The following is a 17,871-nucleotide window of genomic DNA, read 5'->3' as shown; positions in this document are numbered from 1 at the left end:
CGAATTCCGCGATGAAGCCCGCCCCCACCCGTTCATGGTTGCGGCCAGTGAGCAGCGAGGCGCGCGTTGGCGAGCACATCGCTGTGGTGTGAAACGCATTGTAGGCGATGCCCCGCTCGCGTAGGCGGCTCATCGTCGGCGAATGCACCGGCCCGCCGAACGTCTCCAGGTTGGAGAAGCCGGAATCATCGGTCAATAGAATCAGGATATGCGGCGCGTCTTCGGGGATGCGCCGCGGTTCTTGCCGCCAGTGGTGTTCCGACTCGGCCAGCGTACGGCCGACCTTACTGGCCGACGGCGTGGGCGGAAAGGGCAAATTGGGTCCTAATGGTTTACTTGTCATTCTTACCTCCATTTTAGCCTCGGAAGTCTTGTGTCGATCATTGCGCAAGCGCCTGGTCGAGTAACCTCCGAGGTTCACTTAACTCTTACTGCGAGGCCATCGCCGCGTGGGCCAGGCCCGCGCCCAAGATCTCTTCCAACTTCTCTTTTGGAATACCGGCCAGAACAGTCCCGACCTCGATATCGATTTTCTTGATCGTGCCCGTGAAGGGGAACTCGTGTTCCGGATAGGGTGCGACCGGCGCGCCGGTGTCGATGCCTACATCCAATGTTTCGCCGCTCATAGAGAAGACAAAGGGCACCGTCTTTTCGATGCGCCCTTCGGCCACCTGTCGGCTGTTGACAGAAAGGGTCGCCGTGCCGCCCATGCCCAGGCCGCCGCCGTCGTAGTCAAAATCGACTTTCAATTCGACCGCGCCGGCCGGCAATTCCTCGTCGGACGCAATCTTATAAAGCTCGTGACCGACCCAGTTGTAGTAGTAGACCGGCTTATTGTCCTCCACGTACAGCGTCCAGCCGGCCATGTTGCCGCCCTGGCAGATGACCACGCCTTCCGCGCCCCCTTCCGGAATCTCCAGATAGGCCGTCATCTCGAAGGAGCGGTTCTTCATATTGACGATGGCCATCTCCGGCATGTGCACGTTCTCAGGGTAGTAAGTGAACTGCTTCTCACCGGCGATCAGGCTCGGCCGGTTGAACGGCAAACCTCGTGAGGTCGTAGCGCCGTTCAACGGATAGACATTATACTGCCACGCCTCTTTATCAAAGAGATCCTGCATTTCTGTCAGCTTCTCGGGGTATTCCGCGGCCAGATCGTTGCTCTGGCTGAAGTCTTCGGCGACGTGATACAGCTCCCACACTTCACTGGGGCCAAAGACGGGCAAATCCTGGGACCGCACCCATGGTGCCCGACCGTGGAAACAGGCCGCCACCCAGCCCTCGTGATAAATGGCACGGTTGGCCAGTATCTCAAAGTACTGCGTGCGGTGATTGCTCGATTTTTCTGCGTCATCGAAAGAATAGAGCATGCTCACACCTTCCAGCCGTTCCTGCGTCACCCCATTTACGCGCTCCGGCGCGGGAATATTGGCCGCATCCAGAATGGTGGGCACGACGTCGATCACGTGGTGAAACTGTGTGCGCAGCCCGCCCGCGTCCTGGATACCATTCGGCCAGCTGACGGCCATCGCATTGCGCGTGCCGCCGAAATGGGAAGCGACCTGCTTGGTCCATTGAAAAGGCGCGTCCAGGGCCCAGGCCCAGCCTACGTTGTAGTGATTCTCACATTCGGCCGAGCCAAATTCCTCTATATGCTCCAGAAGCCACTGCGGATCCTCGAGATACCCGTTCTGGTAGGAAGGGCAGCTCCATACGCCGTCAAGCGTTCCCTCAGCCGATGCGCCGTTGTCACCGACAATGTACATGAAGATCGTGTTCTCCCACTGGCCAAGTTCCTTAATGCTCTCCATGATGCGCCCGACCTGCGCGTCGGTGTGGGCCAGGAAACCGGCGTAGAGCTCCATCAGCCGCGCGGCCACCGGCTTGTACTCATCCGGGTACTCCTCCCAGGAGGGAATTTCCTCCGGTCGCGGCGTGTTCAGTGTTCCCTCGGGAATGACCCCTTCCGCCAGCTGCCGCTGGTAAGTCTCATCGCGCAAAGCGTCCCAGCCCTGGTCGAACTGGCCTTTGAATTTTTCTATCCATTCCGGCCACACCTGCAGCGGGCAGTGCGTTGCACCTGGCGCGAAGTAAATCATGAACGGCTTGTCCGGCGCGCTGGCCTTCTGGTTGCGAATCCAGGAAATGGTCTGGTCGGCCAGATCCTCGGTAAGGTGATAATTCTCCTTGCCCACGTGCGGGTTGATCGGCGTGGTCTGATCCAGTAGCGAAGGCTCCCACTGCGAGGCCTCGCCGCCCATGAAGCCGTAAAAACGCTCGAAACCCAGACCCGTCGGCCAGCGGTCCATCGGCCCTGCCGGGCTGATCTCCCACATGGGGGTGATGTGGTTCTTGCCGAACCAGGCGGTGTTGTAACCGTTGCCCTTCAGGGTTTCGGCCACGGTGACCTTGCTCTTAGGAATGACACTGTCATAGCCGGGATAGCCGATGGCAATCTCGGAGATGGCCCCGAAGTGAGCGCTGTGGTGGTTGCGCCCGGTGAGCAGCGCCGAGCGCGTCGGCGAACAAAGCGCAGTGGTGTGGAACTGGTTATAACGCAGCCCATCGTCAGCGACCTGGCGTAGGGTGGGCATGGGAACAGGCCCGCCAAACACCTCCGAGGCGCCGAAGCCGACGTCGTCCAACAGGACGATCACCACATTGGGCGCCCCTTCCGGCGGCGTGATAATCGCCGGCTTATCCGGCGTTGACTCTTCTTCCGTACGGCCGAGCGTACCTTCAAACTTTTTCTCCGCTATCGGTAAATATTCTCGCATGACATCCATGTTTATTCTCCTTGTTCTATGCCTCAGTAGCGCACTTATGCACCACTTTCCAATCATTCTTCATATCGACCACAACCCAGTTCCGCTCGCGCGCTTCAACCAGGGCCGTTTCCAGGCGCTCACCTTCGTCATAGGCCCATTCGCGCTCGGCGTCGGTGTGATGTACCAGGCCCATGAAACGCAGGCCGTCCCCGGCGGCGGTCCATTCCAGCATCTGCTGGTCGCCGTCAGAGTTGCCGAAGGCGAGCAGCGGCCGGCGGCCGATGTAGCGGTTAACCGCTACTGCTTTGCCCGGCCCGTCATCCACAAAATCCAGCACGGGCAAGCGCACCAGCACCGGCCCTTCATCGCAAAGTTCAAACACTGTTTCGATGCTGGAGCCGATCACCTGCTGTGGCGGAATACCGTAAACCTCTTCAGCAAAAGCGCGCATGAACTCGATTTCGCCGCCGGAAACGATATAGGTCACAAACTTCTTCTTGCGTAAGAAGCGCAATAGTTCCAGCATCGGCTGGTAGACCATGTCGATGTACAGTTCCCCAGTTGCCGGGTGACGGGCGCTGAAAACCCAGTCGCGCACGATGGCTGCAAATTCCTCCGTGGTCAGCCCCGCATGCGTGGCCATGATCATTTCGCCTAATTCTTTATGCCCGAAGGCGGCCACGGTCTCCATGTCGTTTTCCAAGACCGCCTGATAGGGCTGCGTCGTCGCCCACTCAGGATGTTCCGGAGCCAGGGCGCGGATGCGATCGAATGTGAAAGCGCCCTGCACAACCGGCCGTTCAGACCACAGCGTGCCGTCATTGTCGAAGACGGCGATACGGTCGTCGGGGGTGACGTAAAACGGGCTGCCCTTCTCCGTCACGGCGGCCACGAATTCGCGAATCCGCAGCTTAGTTTGGTTCTTGCGCCAGGAGGATAATTCCTTTTTCGTCATTTCACTTCCTTATTTTTCAGCTTTTGGTGAGTCACCGTCCGCTTTGTCTATGCCGTCCGCGGGCTGCGAACGGCCAAGAGACGTAACCGCATCGGCGGCCCCGCCTACAGCGCCGGTGGCCGCGTCTATCATTTCATCAGCCTCGTCTCCCTTCTGTTGGCGCCAGATGGAGAGAATAATCAGGGCAATACCAGCGATAAGGAATATCCAGCCGATGATACGCACGGCCGTTATGATTGCTGTCCCCCCGGCAAAGAGCCCGTAAAGCGCCACAAGGCCGACAGATGTAAACAACAGGAACTCTAAAATAGCCTGGCGACGCTGGTTACCACCGGTGCCAAATACCTGGACCAGCGCCAGAAGACCATAGATCAGCGTGGCCGTGCCAAAAATGCCAAAACCAGCTACTCGCGTCAGCGCTTGTTCACCAGTTGAGGCATCATCCCCAATAAAGTAGAGGACCAGTAAAAGAATGCCGGCATAAACGGCAATTCCGGCGCGGGCGGCCACGGCGCTGTCAATCTTCTCCGGGACACTTTCTTGCAAGATATCCCAAAACTGCAGCAAGCCGGCGATGGCCAAACCCGCACTGAGCACAAGTGCCAGATTGACATTGGCCCCCTGCGGATCCAGCACGACCATCAGACCGATACCGCCGACGACAACTCCCTCTATCAGCACCACCCACCAGGGGATGCTGGTTTTCCATGGCGCGAGCTGCTTGGCAGCATCGACTGCCTGATCCGATAAATCATAATTCTCACTCATGTTCATTTCCCTCTTTTGTATGCCCGTCAGTCACCCGATGAATCAGGTTTGCGGGCTGCTCGTTGCGGGCGCACATGATCATGCGCCCCTCAATTTCCATTTCGTTCTGCATAGAAACCGGGTTTTTATCTGCCGAACCGCGTGCGAATGCTCTGCCAAAAACCCGGTTTCCAATACTCACTATTGCTTTCTCATCGCCGCGATCAATTCCATCATCGGATCGACCGTTGATTCGCCGCTAAGATCAAAATGAACCTTCTTGATCTCGCCTGTGAATTCAAATGGCGGATCGTATTCCGGCGATACCGGCGCGCCTTCGTCGGCGCCAACGACCATCATGCCGCCCTGCGCCAGGCGCAGCGGCGATGTTACGGCGATATCGCCGCTGCCGGCTTCGGAACCATCTATTGTCAGAACCACCGTGCCTGGCGTACCCTTGCCATTTTCGGGATCCGCCGCTCCTGTTGGCGTGAATTCCATGCCCAGCACATGATCGCCGCTGGGTACCGCGCCGTCCGAGCGCACGTAGAAATATTCCATGGCCAGGTAGTTGAACAGGAAGCACAAACGGCCGTCCTGCATATAAAAGCATATACCGCCATCATTGCCGCCCATACTCAACATCGCGCCTTCGGCCCCTTCCTCGGGAATGGTTACCTCGGCGCGGATAGCATACGGCCGGTTAAGAAACTTCGGCGCCGCGCCCGCCGGAACAGCCTGCGTATGAGGGTAAAGCACATAGTTGTCGCGTACTTCGGCGATTGTCGGCCGTTCGTCGGCAATGCGCGCCGTGCCGCGGCTGTCGATGGGCAAGACGTTATACTTGCCGGCCTCGTTGTACCACAGCCCGATTAGCTCAATCAGCCGTCCGCGTTCCTGCGCCGCCAGGTTATTCGTCTCTGCCATATCTTCGGCCACGTGATAGAGTTCCCATCCGTCAGCGTCCAACTCGGTGAGCATGTCATCGGTGATAACTGCACCGAAATCGCGCCCCGATTCGATAAAAGAGGTGCCCGGCCAGGGGCAAACTGCGCGCCAGCCGTCGTGATAAATTGAGCGGTGTCCCATCATCTCGAAATACTGCGTCTTATGTTTTTCCGCCGCGTCCGCGTCCTCGAAAGTGCTCACCAGGCTCACGCCTTCCATTGGCGACTGCGTCACGCCGCGAATCTGCCGCGGCTGGTCGATGCCCAACGCATCCAACACCGTGGGCACCATATCGACGATATGTGTGTACTGCGTGCGCACTTCACCACGCGCCTCGATGCCTTCCGGCCAGCTGATGATAAAGGGATCGCTGACGCCTCCGCGATAAGTCTCCCGCTTCCAACGCCGGAAAGGCGTATTGCCGGCATGCGTCCAGCCCCAGGGGAAATGGTTAAAGTATTTAGGCCCGCCAAGCTCATCAATTGCGGCCAGACCATCCGCCACCGTATCAGGCACATTGTTGAAGAAACGGCACTCATTCACCGATCCCGTTGGCCCGCCTTCAGCGCTGGAGCCATTGTCGGAAATAAGCATGATCAGTGTATTCTCGTACTGGCCTATCTCTTTCAGGAAATCTATTAGCTGGCCAATGTAATGATCGGTGTGGGTCAGGAAGCCGGCGAAGACTTCCATCATGCGCGAGTAGAGTCGCTTTTCATCGGCCGAGAGAGCGTCCCACTCCTGCACGTCGGGGTCATGCCGCGACAGTTCAGTGTCGGGCGGCGCCAACCCCAGCTCTTTTTGGCGGGCGAACACCTTTTCTCGGTAAGCGTCCCAACCATCGTCGAACTGGCCGGCATAGGCGTCCGCCCACTCCTTGGGTACGTGATGCGGCGAGTGCATCGCCCCGGGAGAAAAGTACATGAAGAACGGTTTGTCGGGCGCGATCTGCTTGGCATCGGCGATCATCGATTTGGCTTGCTGCGCCAGATCGATGTTCAGATGATACCCTTCTTCCGGTGACTGTTCGACGTGAACCTGCGTGTTGTCGCGCCACAGTTCGGGATAGTAATTGTTCGTGTCGCCGCCGAGAAAGCCGTAATAACGCTCAAAACCGCGGCCCAGCGGCCACCATTCGTAAGGCCCGGCCGCTGAGGTGGTCTCTTCGGGGGCCAGGTGCCATTTGCCGATGCAGTAGGTGTTGTAACCATTCTCCTTCAGAATCTCGGATATAAAGCCGTTTTCAAAGGGGATGTAGCCATCCGATCCTGGATAGCCGGTTGACCCGTTTGACAAACAGGCCAGGTGATTGGAATGGTGGTTGCGGCCCGTGATAATACAGGAGCGCGACGGCGAGCAAAGGGCCGTGGTATGCATGCTGCTGTAAAGCAGGCCCTCGGCGGCCAATGCGTCGATGTTGGGTGTGTTAATGGGGCTGCCGTAACAGCCGAGATGGCCGAAGCCGGTATCGTCCAGCACGATAAAGAGCACATTCGGCGCCCCCTCTTTGGCGCGCTTAAGCGCCGGCCAGGCGGGTGAGGATATATCGGCCGTACGGCCGATATCGCCGGGGAAAGTTGTACCGGCTTCGTATTCAACCAATGACATATCAGTCTCCCTTTGAGGGTTTTTTGGCCTGGCAGTGGCCAATAATCAGTTTTCAGACGCCTGGTGCACAGGCGTTTTTCGTTTTCTACTTTCCGTTAACTGTTTATGATTCCTGTTCATCCGGCTCCTTGCGCGCCTGCCGCAGCTTCGTGAGGATATACGCCGTCACAATGGCCAATCCCGCACCGGCCAGGATGGCCAGGAAACGCTCACCGAGGACATCGATAAAGAAGGGTTCGGGATTGATCACACGTTCCATGGCGAAAGCCCAGACAGTCCAGGTAATCACCATAGGCACCGTCCCCGCGCCGATGAAGGCAAAGGCGATTAATGTGGCCAGAAGGAAGAATCCCAGATCGAGAAGGGCATTGGGGTCTGCGCCGAAGGCCAGCCCGATCAGCCCGATGATTGCCAGGCCAATCACGTTTCCCGCAAGACGCTGCAGCGTGCTCATCATACTCAAGGGCCAGGCTGGAGTAACGATCAGGAATGTTGTTGCCGCCATCCACATCCAGCGGTCACCGAAAAAGGTCAGGCCCAGGTAGACTGCCAGCCCCACGGCGATTGCGCGAATCAACGCAAATTGAAACCAATACGAACTCGGGCGCAGCCTGCTGAGCGTGCGGCTGGGCACGTTCTGTAGGGATTTGATAGATGTCTCGACCGGAGGCGCGCCGCGTATCGCGTTAATAATGACGACAATCACCATGGCCAACAGGCCGCCCAGCGCGTAACTGCCCATCGCCCACGTGGCGTCCATGGACCCTCCCGCGGCAACGACGGCGTTAAGGGCCAGAATGCCGACCAGGAAGCCGGCGGCGATGAACGGCCCACCGAGCGACTGCATGATACCCACGGCAAAGATGACGACAGCCAGGATTAACGCACTGGAGATCGTGGTTCCGCCAAAAGCCAGTATCGCGCCCAGAGACAAGGCGCCGAAAATGGTCAATCCAACGCCGAATTTGAGCCGCGTCTCAATCGGCGCGTTGAAATAGACAAGGCCGATGGCCATGCCCCCGGCCCCGGCCCAGATGGCGACTGGTTCCCCGGTGAGAAAAATGATAAGCACCGCGCCAACAACGGTGATCACGGTCCATATGCCGCGCGTCCAGTTAACCGCCTTGTAATTGAAATCAAAGAAGCTCATGGTTTATCTCCTGATTGGAGCTAGAAAAACCCGCTAACACCCTTATATAGGAACAATAGGCCAAAGATCAACGAGGCCACCATCACAATCTGGCGATTATATTTTTCCAACCAGGCCGACAACGACCCCAGCCACACGCTCGATTTTGAGGGCAGGATGATGCGCACCAGGATGGGCAGTATCAGCAGAGACTCGGCCAACAGCACGAAGATCAGAAAAGCGATGCTGCTTGAAGGCTGTCCAATTGCTGCTTCGCCGATTATGCCGATGGCGCTCAGCGTAAAGACCCACATCTTGGCGCCAATCAACAGCAGGCCCGCGCCCACGCCCAGGGCCAGCAGCGGCGTCATCCCATCCAGCATGGCCATCCACTTCGGCGGCGGAGCGTCCGGGTCTGCCTCGCCCGTCAAGGCCTTATAGAATGAAATCAGCAGCAGGATGCCCAGCACAGTCAGCAGCGTGGAAACGATCCAGCTCGAGCCTTCGCTGCCGGTCTCCGTGGCACCTTCGCCGCCAGTGAAAACCAGGCCGAAAACAACGCCTTGCGCCAGGCGCACCAGCGTCATGCCCGACACGAAAGCGATGGCCTTGGATAGCCCCTTGCTCTCGCTGGTGAGCATCAACAGCAGCATGATGATCTGCATCGGCACGATTGCACTGCCGATGATCATGGGCAGCAGAGCGATAATTGTGGAGATCATATCAATTATCTACTATCTACCCACGTCATCTTAATGAATGTCAAGATCGGCGCCGCTGTCGGTAGCGCCATGCCCCTCGAGTTCGGCATGCGCTGCGCCCACCTGTTCTTCACTTTCGTGACTCTCGTGACTTTGATGGTGCACGCGGGCAAAAAGGTAGACGGCGACAGCCGCAGCAACAATGACCAGGCCGGTAGCCAGTCCAAAGTCCAGAATGCTCTCGCCTTCCACTAATTCAAAGCTGGCTGCAACACCCAGGAAGAGGATAGACAGCATGACCACGATCACGGCCAGGAGGTTGAATTTCAACTGATCGAGACTGCCGACGGACATCCATTCCGGCAGTATCTCTTTCAATCCCGGGTCAACGAACAGTTCTTGCAGGCCGACGGCCGTGATAAAAAGAATTGTGCCCAGTAAGAAAAGATCGATCATTTCGATCATTTCGACGCTCAAAACACGCGCACCTTCAGCGCCGTAATGCCCATGCCTGAATGTTTCGACAATGACTGACACCGTGGAAATCAGGCCAAAAACAAAGACCGCCAGTGTCGCCAGCAGTAGGCTAATCACTGCTAGCCAGATCAGATAGCGTGACCAGCTAAATATCGTGCGCATTGTAAACCCTCTTGGCTAATGCTAAATGTTGAATACAGAATCTCATTAACAAGTACCAACAGGGGTTGAGCCGGAATGTCGCCCCCCCTGGTCGACCCGTCCCAGGTACGCCATCGATAGCAAGGGCAACCCAAGGGTGTAGACCATGTTCAAGACTCCCAATAGTGCTGCCTGATCGACAAGCTCGCCGATCAACGTGGTCACGTGCACATCCTGGCCGCGACTTGTCTGGTATATCTCCATGCCACCCAGTTCCTCCGCCCAACTGGGGTCCAAAACACCATCCAGTTGAATACTGTAGATGGCTCGAGTGCCAAGCGATAGTTGATTATGGTGTTTGTGATCTGGATTATTGAGCATGTTTGGTTACAATCACATCAGGATTGACGTCGAAAGGGACGGGAGCGGGATATCCGACCATCTCACTGCCAGTATATCAGGAAGGAAGGTGAATGGGAAGGGCCAAACTGGCCCATTTTTGGCTACCGTTTTGACTGGCGTGCCACGTGGGGCGTACAAATATTGAGGAGATGAGGGGTGTTTCCGTCAAAGGGACGAACCTGATGAGCTCACGGGCAAGAGTCCCAGCGTCCTGGCCTGCGCGACAGCCTGGCGCCGTCCATCGACGTCCAATTTCCGGTAGATGTTGATCGTGTGTTTCTGGACGGTGCGAGGCGAGATAGTCAGACGGGCTGCGATTTCCTTGTTGGTCAAGCGCTGGTCAAGCAGAAACAGAACGTCGATCTCCCGGTAGGTGAGCAGGTCAAGCGACACAGCGGCGGGAGGACGTGTCTCATCGCTGGTGAGTTGGGGCAGAACCAGGAGTTCCGCACCGGATGCGGGCACCCGGTAGGCATCGAGAATTCGCCGCACATAAGCCGGGGCGATACCCAGGGCCAGGAGTTGCTCCAGGTATGGACGCAGACCTGGTCCGGCATCGACGAAAAGGCGCAGCGCGCCTCCAGCTTCCCCGAGCAGCACACTTGCCTGCAGTCTTTCCAAGGCTGACTCTTCCTCGCCGCGCGCTGAATGGAGCAACGTTTCCAGCGCGCCAATCTCGATCAGTCGCCGTCGCGCATGTCTGGCTTCCGCCAGTGTCCGACATGTTTTTAACAACTCCGATGCTACTGACAGCTTGTCGGGCGTACCCTGTTGCAGAAAAGCACGCGCGGCCGCAAGCACGGGCATAGCCCACAAATCCGCGGTAAATTGGGCCCCGGAATCGGCCAGAAATTCCTCGGGGACGATGCGATTCCCGCCCACCTCATCCAGGCGCAGTGCCACCGCGCCGGCGACCCGCATCATGCCGGCCATGCCGCGGTCGAGCAGCAGGTTTCGCAGGTTTTCGACAGCCTCCATGGCTGCCTCGTGGCGTCCCTTGGCACGCAAGGTCAACGCCAGCCCGGTGAAGCTGTCGACAGCGCATCGACCATGCACATCGTAGCGCATTCGGATCACGTCGTTGAAATAGGTTTCAGCAGTACTCAGGTCATTGTGTTGATAGTGAACCCAACCGAGGCCGAAATTCGCCCAACCGATGCTCACCTTCTGCCCCGCCTCCAACGCCAACTTGAGATAGCTCATCGCGACGGCCTGGACTCCGTCCGAATCAGCTTCAGCGAAGTAAACCATGCCGAGCGCCAACAGCAATCTCATTGTTCGCACATTTGCCTGTGCGGACTGCCCACTCAACTTGGAACGCGCCAGCGCCACGGCGGTATCCTTCTGACCTGTCTCCTGTAAACCGACTACAACCTGTAGTTCTGCCAGGCCGCGGGCGAACGATGGCTCCGGGGGCAAATGCACCAGCGCCGCCTCGGCATAACTCAACCGGCGTTCAGGATTTCCCGTGCCACTGTACGCGTTGGAGCGTAGCACATTGATCGCACCCAGCCACTCTTTTTTTTGAGCCGGTGAGTAGTAGGCAGATGTGTCAACCTCCAACCCCGTCTCTGCATCCGCCACCAGTGAAATAACAGCCGCCGGTTTATAGCGAAGATGTTGCACAAAGGCCTGGCCTACCAATACCCCCGGACGCTGCAGCACCGTTCCGGGTAACAGATTGACCCACCGTTCAAGCCGGCGCCAATCTTCCTGGTCCAGGGCTTCATGCATGTGCTCTTCGACCAGTTGCGCCGCCAGCGATTCTTCGCCAGCCTGAACGGCATGGGTGATGGCTTCCTCATACATTCCGTTGGCCGTGAACCAGCCGGTCGCTCGCCGGTGCAAGCCTGCCACGATCTGGTCAGAATAGGCCAGCCGCAACCGATGGCGAAGCAAACTGCGAAAGAGATGGTGATAGCGGTACCAGACGCCTTGATCATCCAGGGCCACCAGAAAGAGGTTGGAACGCCATAACGTCTCAAGAAGGATTACTCCGCTCCCCGGGGTTTCGGACGGCTCGTCGAAAATCTCACACATAGAAGCACAGAACCGCTCGACAATTGACATGCGCAACAGCAGCCGGCGGTGCACCTCTGGCAGGTTTTCCAGCACTTCGGTCACCAGATAATCGGTCACCATCCGGTGGGAACTACGGGCAAAGCGTCTGGCAGAGGCAGCGGGGTCCGGGCTGTCTTGCATGGACAGGGCGGCCAGCTGCAAACCCGCGGCCCAACCCTCAGTTCGCTCCTCCAAAAGCGCCGTCACCTCCCCAGGTGCACTATCCCCAAGAATCCCCGTCAACAAGGCATCGGCCTCAGTCCTGGTAAAACACAGGTCGCCAGTCCGAATCTCGCTCAGCTGTCGTTGTCCCCGTAACCAGGAAAGTGCCAGGGGTGGATCGGAGCGAGCGATCAGCACCAGGTGAACACGCGCGGGAAGATACTGGATGAGGCGCTTTACAAAGGCTTGGACCGACCGGCTCCGAACGGCATGATAGTCGTCCAATACAAGAGCCAGAGATCCTGGCAGCCTTTCTAAATCGAGCAGGAAGATATTTGCCAGGCGGCCCGGTTCGGGCAATGTGGGAGAACTGAGCAGAGACCAGACGGTCTGGCACGCGTCGGGAAACACGGTGCGCAGAGCGGCAATTATGTAGGAAACAAAGGTAGCCAGGTCGGAATCCTGTTCGTCCAGGGATAACCAGGCGTAGGGCCGGTCGACAGTCTCCAACCAGACGCGGACCAAGGTGGTCTTGCCGTATCCTGCCGGCGCCGAGACGACCGTCAGACGCCGATCCTTGCCTTGCGTCAATTTATCGATCAACCGCGGGCGCGGCACCAGGTCACCCGCGATGCGAGGGGGATACAGTTTTGTGTTGAGAAGACGATAGTCTGTTTGGGGCAAGATCGACGTCATTTCAGAATGGACAGATCGCCATCCTCACGCGATAACAGCATACGCCGCCGGACTACCTTGTTTTCCGGCGGCGTATCGATTGACGAAAATCACGTCCTGCTATGAAGAACCAGGCCCTTCTTCGTTTATGCTATGCCATTCAGTGGACCCAACCATCAACCCCAGGTCCGGTCGACGCCGAACCCGGGAACTCATCGTCCTCAAACAGATCAAGGACGATATTTCTGATCGGCACCAGCGTGAAGCTGTCTCGCTTCCTGTTACTTCCTCCGCCCCCGGGCAACTCTACGACTGTCCGAAGGCAGCCTTGGTGCCTGGCAGCATTGCAAGGATCAGGGCCACCACATTGACCGCTATCTGCAGCGCCACGGCGCTAAAGGTGGTGCTGCCCAGAATCGCCAGAAAGAGAAAGATCAGGTTAATGATGGCGATCACTACGACGAAGAGCCAGCCCGAGGGATTGAGATCCCACAGCCATTTGACCACCATAAACCAGATCACACCTACCACGGCGGACATCAGGGCTGCGAACCAATGGGCGTCAGGCAGCACAAAGGTCATGTCGCCCATTGCAGCAATGGGCAGCCAGCCCATGTAGCGAGCGGCATCGAGAAAAGCCATGATGCCGGCGACAACAGCAGCGATAACCAGGAGATAGACCGCCCAGTTCTTCTCCCGCTGTACAGGTACTTGAGTCATAAGAATCCTCCAATTGAATTGCTAGAAAGAATATCGGTACATTATGATGGTTGGGTCACAAAGGCACCGGTCCCTCGGACGCAGCGGGGGTTGCACGCTCTTTGGGCCGGTGGGACGTTAACCGGACACCTTTCCTGTAGATCACAGCCTCGGCTGCCCCAACAGGTCGCACTGCACCCGCAGCTATTGTTCTATTATACCACAGGTCGCGGCATTATGTACAACTAAATTTCACCCATCCACAATGACAGCGACCTTGATCGCCGGAGAATCGGGTGCCATCAACAGGTCAAAGGCCCGCTGCACCTCGTCCAGGGGAAACTGGTGGGTAACGATCTCGGCTAACTTCACCCGGCGCTCCGCCACCAGCGCCAGCGATCGCTGGAAATCCCAGGCGTAGCCCTGAGATCCCAGCAGGCCGATCTCCTGCTGAACAAAGATATTGGCCGGGACTGACACCTCAGCTTGCTCAAACAAGCCCACAAGCACCGCCGTGCCTCCCTTTTTCAGCGCCTGCAACGACTGCACCAGCGTCTGGCGGATACCCACAGCCTCGAAGGTGCTCGCCACACCCAGTCCGCCGGTCTGCTGCCGGATAAACTCGACCGGATCGGTCTGCAGGCTGTTCACCACTGTTGCCCCCAGTGCCCGGGCCTTCGCCAGCCGGGGTTCCTGGATTCCGGCCAGAAAAACCGGAGACAGGCCGGCCAACCGCGCCACTTGCAGCGTAAAAAGCCCAATGGGGCCGTCGCCGAAGATGGCGGCCTGATCGCCAAAAACCGGATCTGCCCGGCGCACCGCATGCACACAGACCGACAGCGGCTCGATCAGCGCACCCTCCAGATAGCAGACGTTGTCGGGCAAGCGATGCACCCAACGCTGGTCGGCCACGAAATAGGGGGTGAAACCACCCTGCCCCTGCCGGTATTGGAAGCTGATATTGCTGCAGAGGTGATAATCACCCTGGCGGCAGAAGAGACAGCTATCACAGACAAGTACCGGCTCCACGGCAACCCGATCGTGCAGGGATACCCGCGTCACCGCACCGCCCACGCCGATGATCTCGCCGGCGATTTCGTGCCCTACAGGGACCGGCAACTTCACCGACGGATGTTTGCCCTTGAAGACGTGGAGATCGCTGCCGCAGATGGTCACCACCTTGACCAGGATTAAAACCTCGCCAGGTCCCAGGGCAGGGAGCGGGACCTCCTGAACTATGAGTTTCCCTGGCTCGCTGACGATGGCCATCGGTCGGGTTCGGGTCATGTTGCCTCCAGAACCACAGGGTTGGTGAGGGTACCCAACCCTGTGATCGTAATCGATACGGTGTCGCCGGGCCGGATGATTGATCGAGGCGCAGGCTGGTCGCCTATGCCCTTGGGGCTACCGGTGACCAATACATCGCCAGGAAAGAGAGTCGCCAGGCCCGAGATGTAGCTCACCAGCGCAGGGATATCGAATATCATGGCGCTGCTGTTTCCCTGAAGCGCCAGCCGGTCGTTGATCGTCAGCCGGATTTCCAGATTGGCGGGATCGGGGATCTCTGCCAGCGGCACCAGACGGGGACCGAGCGGCAGAAAGGTGTCGGGCAGCTTGCCCGTCTGCCATTGTGAGGTGCGCCCTTCCAGCTCCTGCGCGCCCACGTCGTTGGCAATGGTCAAGCCGGCGATGTGCTGCCAGACCCGATCCCTGGCAATGTGTTTGCCCTGTTTGCCGATCACGACCGCTACTTCCCCCTCACTGAACACCTTCTGGCTGGCGCGCGGCAGTTGGATGGGCATTCCAGGAGCGATCACAGTGCTGCTGGCTTTGAGAAAGAGCACAGGATAGGGCATGGCAACGGAGGGCCTGCCCGGAGTCGGATAGTTCATGCCAACACAGATGATCTTGCCCGGGGTGGCAAAGCCGTCGAATACCATCATGATTGGTTGAAGAGAGGAGAGCGCTTCTCGAGAAAGGCATCTCGTCCTTCCAGAGCATCGGCTCCCCGTCCGGTCTCGACGCGCCCCTGTCGCTCGGCAGCCAGGCCCGCCTCGAAACCGTCGCGCAGCCCCACCGTTACGCAGCGTTTGGTGACGGCGAGCACCGGCCCTGACAACCGGGCGATGCTTTCAGCGTAGTCCAGAACAAAGGGCAGAAACTCATCGTCGGGAACTACGTATTCCACCAGACCGTACTGCAGCGCTTCCTCAGCAGAGATCGTGCGCCCCGTGAACAACAGGTCCAGCGCCCGGCCGCGACCCACCAGCCGTGGCAATCGCTGGGTGCCACTGCCAGAGGCAAACGCGCCCACATTGACCTCGGGGAAACCGATCCTGGCCGACTCGGCGGCGATGCGAATGTCACAGGCCAGGGCCAACACAGCCCCACCGCCCAGGCTGAAGCCGTTCAGGGCGGCGATGATGGGTAGTCGGGAGTTTTCGAGCGCTGCGTTCAGGCCCGCTTCAATATAGTCGTTCTCCAGCAACCAGCCGACCTCCTGGCTGAAATCCCGGATGTCGGAGCCGACCGAAAAGGCTCTATCTACCCCGGTCAACACCAGGCAGCGGATATCGGAATCCCCCTCCAACTGGTACAGCCGCTCTTGCAGCGCCCTTTTAACGGCAAAGCGCAGAACACCCAGCGGTTTCGACTGGATCTGGGCCAGCGCCACAGCCGGGCGCGGAAAAGAGAGGGCAAACGCTTCAATTCTCTCCGCTTCAGTGGATACCTTGCTTGATTTTGACATGAGCAGTTCTCCAGGTAAGTGACCTAAACAAGTCCGGCGTCCTTCAACCGGCCAGGAAGATTCAGCCGGGGCTTGGCCAGCAGATCGCTGGCATATCCCATCGGCTCCGGTAGGAACAGGCGGCGATCCATCTGCTTCAGGTCGGGCGATACGATGGCAGCGAATCCCATCTGACCGAGAACATCCCGTTCCAGATCGACGTCTGGTGCAATCTCCATCAATACCAGGCCTTGCGCCTGTCGCCGAAACACCGCCCGTTCGGTGACGAATAAAACGCTCTGCCCCAGGCTGGCAGCATAGCCACCGTTGTAGGACACCTGTCCAAGCTGGTCAACGAACTTGGGAAACCTGCCCTCCTGGTGGATCACCGTTTGCCCATCCTGCCAATCGATCTGCAGCCCGCCGGCAGTGAAGGTACCGCTGAAGATGACCGTTTTGGCGTTCTGAGCGATATTCTGGAAGCCACCGACACCGATGATGCGATCGCCAAAGCGACTGACATTGACGCTGCCCTCACCATCCACCTCAGCGAAGGAAAGGAACGCCAGATCAAGACCGCCGCCATCGTAAAAGTCGAACTGATAGGGTTGGTCGATCATCGCGTCATAGTTCATGCCAGCCCCGGCATCCACACCGGAAGCAGGCGCCCCGCCGATCAAGCCCTGCTCGTTGGTGAGCACGATCTGGTCGAGAAAACCCTCCTCGGCAGCCACGTTGGCGATGCCTGTGGACACACCCGCGCCCAGATTGCAGATGGCGCCAGGGAACAGCTCGGTGGCAGCCCGCCGGGCGATAACCTTGCGCGCATCGAAGGGCAGAGTCGGGATCGCTTCCAGCGGCACCCGCAGCTCACCGGCAAACGAGGGATCATAGTCGGTCACATAGCTCTGGCGCTGATCGGGATCGACCACCACCAGGTCCACCAACATGCCGGGGACCTTGACATCTTTGGGATGCAGGCTGTGACGCTGAGCCAGCCGCTGTACCTGGGCAATCACGATGCCGCCCGCCCGGCGCGTGGCCTGCGCCATGGAAAGCATCTCACCGAACACCGCCTCTCGCTCCATGGTGATATTGCCATTCTCATCGGCGGTGGTCCCCCGAAGAAAGGCCACGTCTACATGGATGGGCTTGTAGAATAGCCATTCCCGCCCCGCCAGCGTCACCAGCTCAACCAGGTCCTCCCGGGCTGAGGGACTTTGCCTGCCCCCGCCGTGGCGAGGGTCGACAAAGGTGTGCAGCCCCACGTGCGAGACGAGACCCGGTCTGCCAGCCGCCATCTCGCGCATCAGTTGCGAGAGCGCTCCCTGGGGCAGGGTATAGGCTTCAACGGTGTCGTCTTGGGTCATCCTCTGTATGGCAGGCGTATTGACCAACGCCCCGGTAATGATATGTTTTAACAGGCCGGCGTGGGCAAGGCGTCCCACGCCCTGGCTGTCCATGTCGCCCAGTCCAACCGGGTGCAGCAGGGTGATCTGCCGGGGCGTAGCCGTTGCCAGGAAACGATCTTCCAGCGCGGCAATCAGCGCCTCCGGCACCGCGTGCCCGCCCCCGGACCCGCCGATCAGGATGGTGTCGCCATCGTGGATGAGATCGGCGGCCTGCTTGAAAGAGATTATTTGCACGGACTCCTCCTGAATATGTAAGGG

At 58.6% G+C, this 17,871-nt stretch carries 16 protein-coding genes; all 16 read right to left on the bottom strand.

The window, feature by feature from the left end:
• Positions 1 to 343, bottom strand: a 343-nt coding sequence (locus tag U9R25_10860) for a sulfatase-like hydrolase/transferase (GenBank protein ID MEA3336401.1), incomplete at its 3' end; no start/stop codon positions are given.
• An 85-nt stretch (positions 344 to 428) separates the two neighbouring features.
• Positions 429 to 2,786, bottom strand: coding sequence for an arylsulfatase (locus U9R25_10855; GenBank protein MEA3336400.1), 2,358 nt, complete (start codon positions 2,784 to 2,786; stop codon positions 429 to 431).
• A 16-nt stretch (positions 2,787 to 2,802) separates the two neighbouring features.
• Positions 2,803 to 3,723, bottom strand: a complete 921-nt coding sequence (locus U9R25_10850; protein MEA3336399.1) for an HAD family hydrolase — start codon at positions 3,721 to 3,723, stop codon at positions 2,803 to 2,805.
• 9 nt (positions 3,724 to 3,732) lie between these two features.
• The gene (locus U9R25_10845) at positions 3,733 to 4,491 is read right to left on the bottom strand and encodes a hypothetical protein (protein ID MEA3336398.1); all 759 of its coding nucleotides are present in this window, start codon (positions 4,489 to 4,491) and stop codon (positions 3,733 to 3,735) included.
• Complete coding sequence (locus U9R25_10840; protein MEA3336397.1) at positions 4,484 to 4,672, bottom strand: hypothetical protein; 189 nt, start codon at positions 4,670 to 4,672, stop codon at positions 4,484 to 4,486. Before U9R25_10840 ends, U9R25_10845 begins: the two co-directional genes overlap by 8 nt.
• A complete protein-coding gene (locus U9R25_10835) occupies positions 4,672 to 7,026 on the bottom strand; it encodes an arylsulfatase (protein ID MEA3336396.1) in 2,355 nt (784 codons plus the stop codon). The genes U9R25_10840 and U9R25_10835 overlap by 1 nt, the downstream gene beginning before the upstream one ends.
• A gap of 103 nt (positions 7,027 to 7,129) precedes the next feature.
• A complete protein-coding gene (locus U9R25_10830) occupies positions 7,130 to 8,176 on the bottom strand; it encodes an FUSC family protein (protein ID MEA3336395.1) in 1,047 nt (348 codons plus the stop codon).
• A gap of 20 nt (positions 8,177 to 8,196) precedes the next feature.
• Positions 8,197 to 8,877 (bottom strand): GAP family protein, encoded by a 681-nt coding sequence (locus U9R25_10825; protein ID MEA3336394.1) that lies wholly within the window; start codon positions 8,875 to 8,877, stop codon positions 8,197 to 8,199.
• 30 nt (positions 8,878 to 8,907) lie between these two features.
• Positions 8,908 to 9,495, bottom strand: coding sequence for a YqhA family protein (locus tag U9R25_10820; protein MEA3336393.1), 588 nt, complete (start codon positions 9,493 to 9,495; stop codon positions 8,908 to 8,910).
• Between the two features lie 45 nt (positions 9,496 to 9,540).
• On the bottom strand, positions 9,541 to 9,855 hold the full coding sequence (locus U9R25_10815) for a hypothetical protein (GenBank protein MEA3336392.1): 315 nt from the start codon (positions 9,853 to 9,855) through the stop codon (positions 9,541 to 9,543).
• 186 nt (positions 9,856 to 10,041) lie between these two features.
• Positions 10,042 to 12,783, bottom strand: coding sequence for a LuxR C-terminal-related transcriptional regulator (locus U9R25_10810; protein ID MEA3336391.1), 2,742 nt, complete (start codon positions 12,781 to 12,783; stop codon positions 10,042 to 10,044).
• Between the two features lie 297 nt (positions 12,784 to 13,080).
• A complete protein-coding gene (locus U9R25_10805; GenBank protein ID MEA3336390.1) occupies positions 13,081 to 13,494 on the bottom strand; it encodes a hypothetical protein in 414 nt (137 codons plus the stop codon).
• 231 nt (positions 13,495 to 13,725) lie between these two features.
• Positions 13,726 to 14,760: an alcohol dehydrogenase catalytic domain-containing protein gene (locus U9R25_10800; protein ID MEA3336389.1), complete on the bottom strand. Its 1,035-nt coding sequence runs from the start codon at positions 14,758 to 14,760 to the stop codon at positions 13,726 to 13,728.
• Positions 14,757 to 15,416 carry a fumarylacetoacetate hydrolase family protein gene (locus tag U9R25_10795; protein ID MEA3336388.1) on the bottom strand — a complete coding sequence of 220 codons (660 nt, stop codon included), beginning with the start codon at positions 15,414 to 15,416 and terminating at the stop codon, positions 14,757 to 14,759. The genes U9R25_10800 and U9R25_10795 overlap by 4 nt, the downstream gene beginning before the upstream one ends.
• Positions 15,413 to 16,222: an enoyl-CoA hydratase-related protein gene (locus U9R25_10790; GenBank protein MEA3336387.1), complete on the bottom strand. Its 810-nt coding sequence runs from the start codon at positions 16,220 to 16,222 to the stop codon at positions 15,413 to 15,415. The genes U9R25_10795 and U9R25_10790 overlap by 4 nt, the downstream gene beginning before the upstream one ends.
• Before the next feature lie 23 nt (positions 16,223 to 16,245).
• Positions 16,246 to 17,847, bottom strand: a complete 1,602-nt coding sequence (locus U9R25_10785; GenBank protein MEA3336386.1) for a CoA-transferase — start codon at positions 17,845 to 17,847, stop codon at positions 16,246 to 16,248.
• Positions 17,848 to 17,871 lie beyond the last annotated feature (24 nt).

The sequence above is a fragment of the Chloroflexota bacterium genome (assembly GCA_034717495.1).
Classification (GTDB): Bacteria; Chloroflexota; Anaerolineae; order JAAEKA01; family JAAEKA01; genus JAYELL01.
This window is presented reverse-complemented; position numbering and strand designations above follow the sequence as displayed.

What these genes read in the sequence shown, in the direction of transcription:
- U9R25_10855 (MEA3336400.1), bottom strand. Translation starts at nt 2,786, where the DNA reads ATGGATGTCATGCGAGAATATTTACCGATAGCGGAGAAAAAGTTTGAA.
- U9R25_10850 (MEA3336399.1), bottom strand. Translation starts at nt 3,723, where the DNA reads ATGACGAAAAAGGAATTATCCTCCTGGCGCAAGAACCAAACTAAGCTG.
- U9R25_10845 (MEA3336398.1), bottom strand. Translation starts at nt 4,491, where the DNA reads ATGAGTGAGAATTATGATTTATCGGATCAGGCAGTCGATGCTGCCAAG.
- U9R25_10835 (MEA3336396.1), bottom strand. Translation starts at nt 7,026, where the DNA reads ATGTCATTGGTTGAATACGAAGCCGGTACAACTTTCCCCGGCGATATC.
- U9R25_10830 (MEA3336395.1), bottom strand. Translation starts at nt 8,176, where the DNA reads ATGAGCTTCTTTGATTTCAATTACAAGGCGGTTAACTGGACGCGCGGC.
- U9R25_10825 (MEA3336394.1), bottom strand. Translation starts at nt 8,877, where the DNA reads ATGATCTCCACAATTATCGCTCTGCTGCCCATGATCATCGGCAGTGCA.
- U9R25_10820 (MEA3336393.1), bottom strand. Translation starts at nt 9,495, where the DNA reads ATGCGCACGATATTTAGCTGGTCACGCTATCTGATCTGGCTAGCAGTG.
- U9R25_10815 (MEA3336392.1), bottom strand. Translation starts at nt 9,855, where the DNA reads ATGCTCAATAATCCAGATCACAAACACCATAATCAACTATCGCTTGGC.
- U9R25_10805 (MEA3336390.1), bottom strand. Translation starts at nt 13,494, where the DNA reads ATGACTCAAGTACCTGTACAGCGGGAGAAGAACTGGGCGGTCTATCTC.
- U9R25_10800 (MEA3336389.1), bottom strand. Translation starts at nt 14,760, where the DNA reads ATGACCCGAACCCGACCGATGGCCATCGTCAGCGAGCCAGGGAAACTC.
- U9R25_10795 (MEA3336388.1), bottom strand. Translation starts at nt 15,416, where the DNA reads ATGATGGTATTCGACGGCTTTGCCACCCCGGGCAAGATCATCTGTGTT.
- U9R25_10790 (MEA3336387.1), bottom strand. Translation starts at nt 16,222, where the DNA reads ATGTCAAAATCAAGCAAGGTATCCACTGAAGCGGAGAGAATTGAAGCG.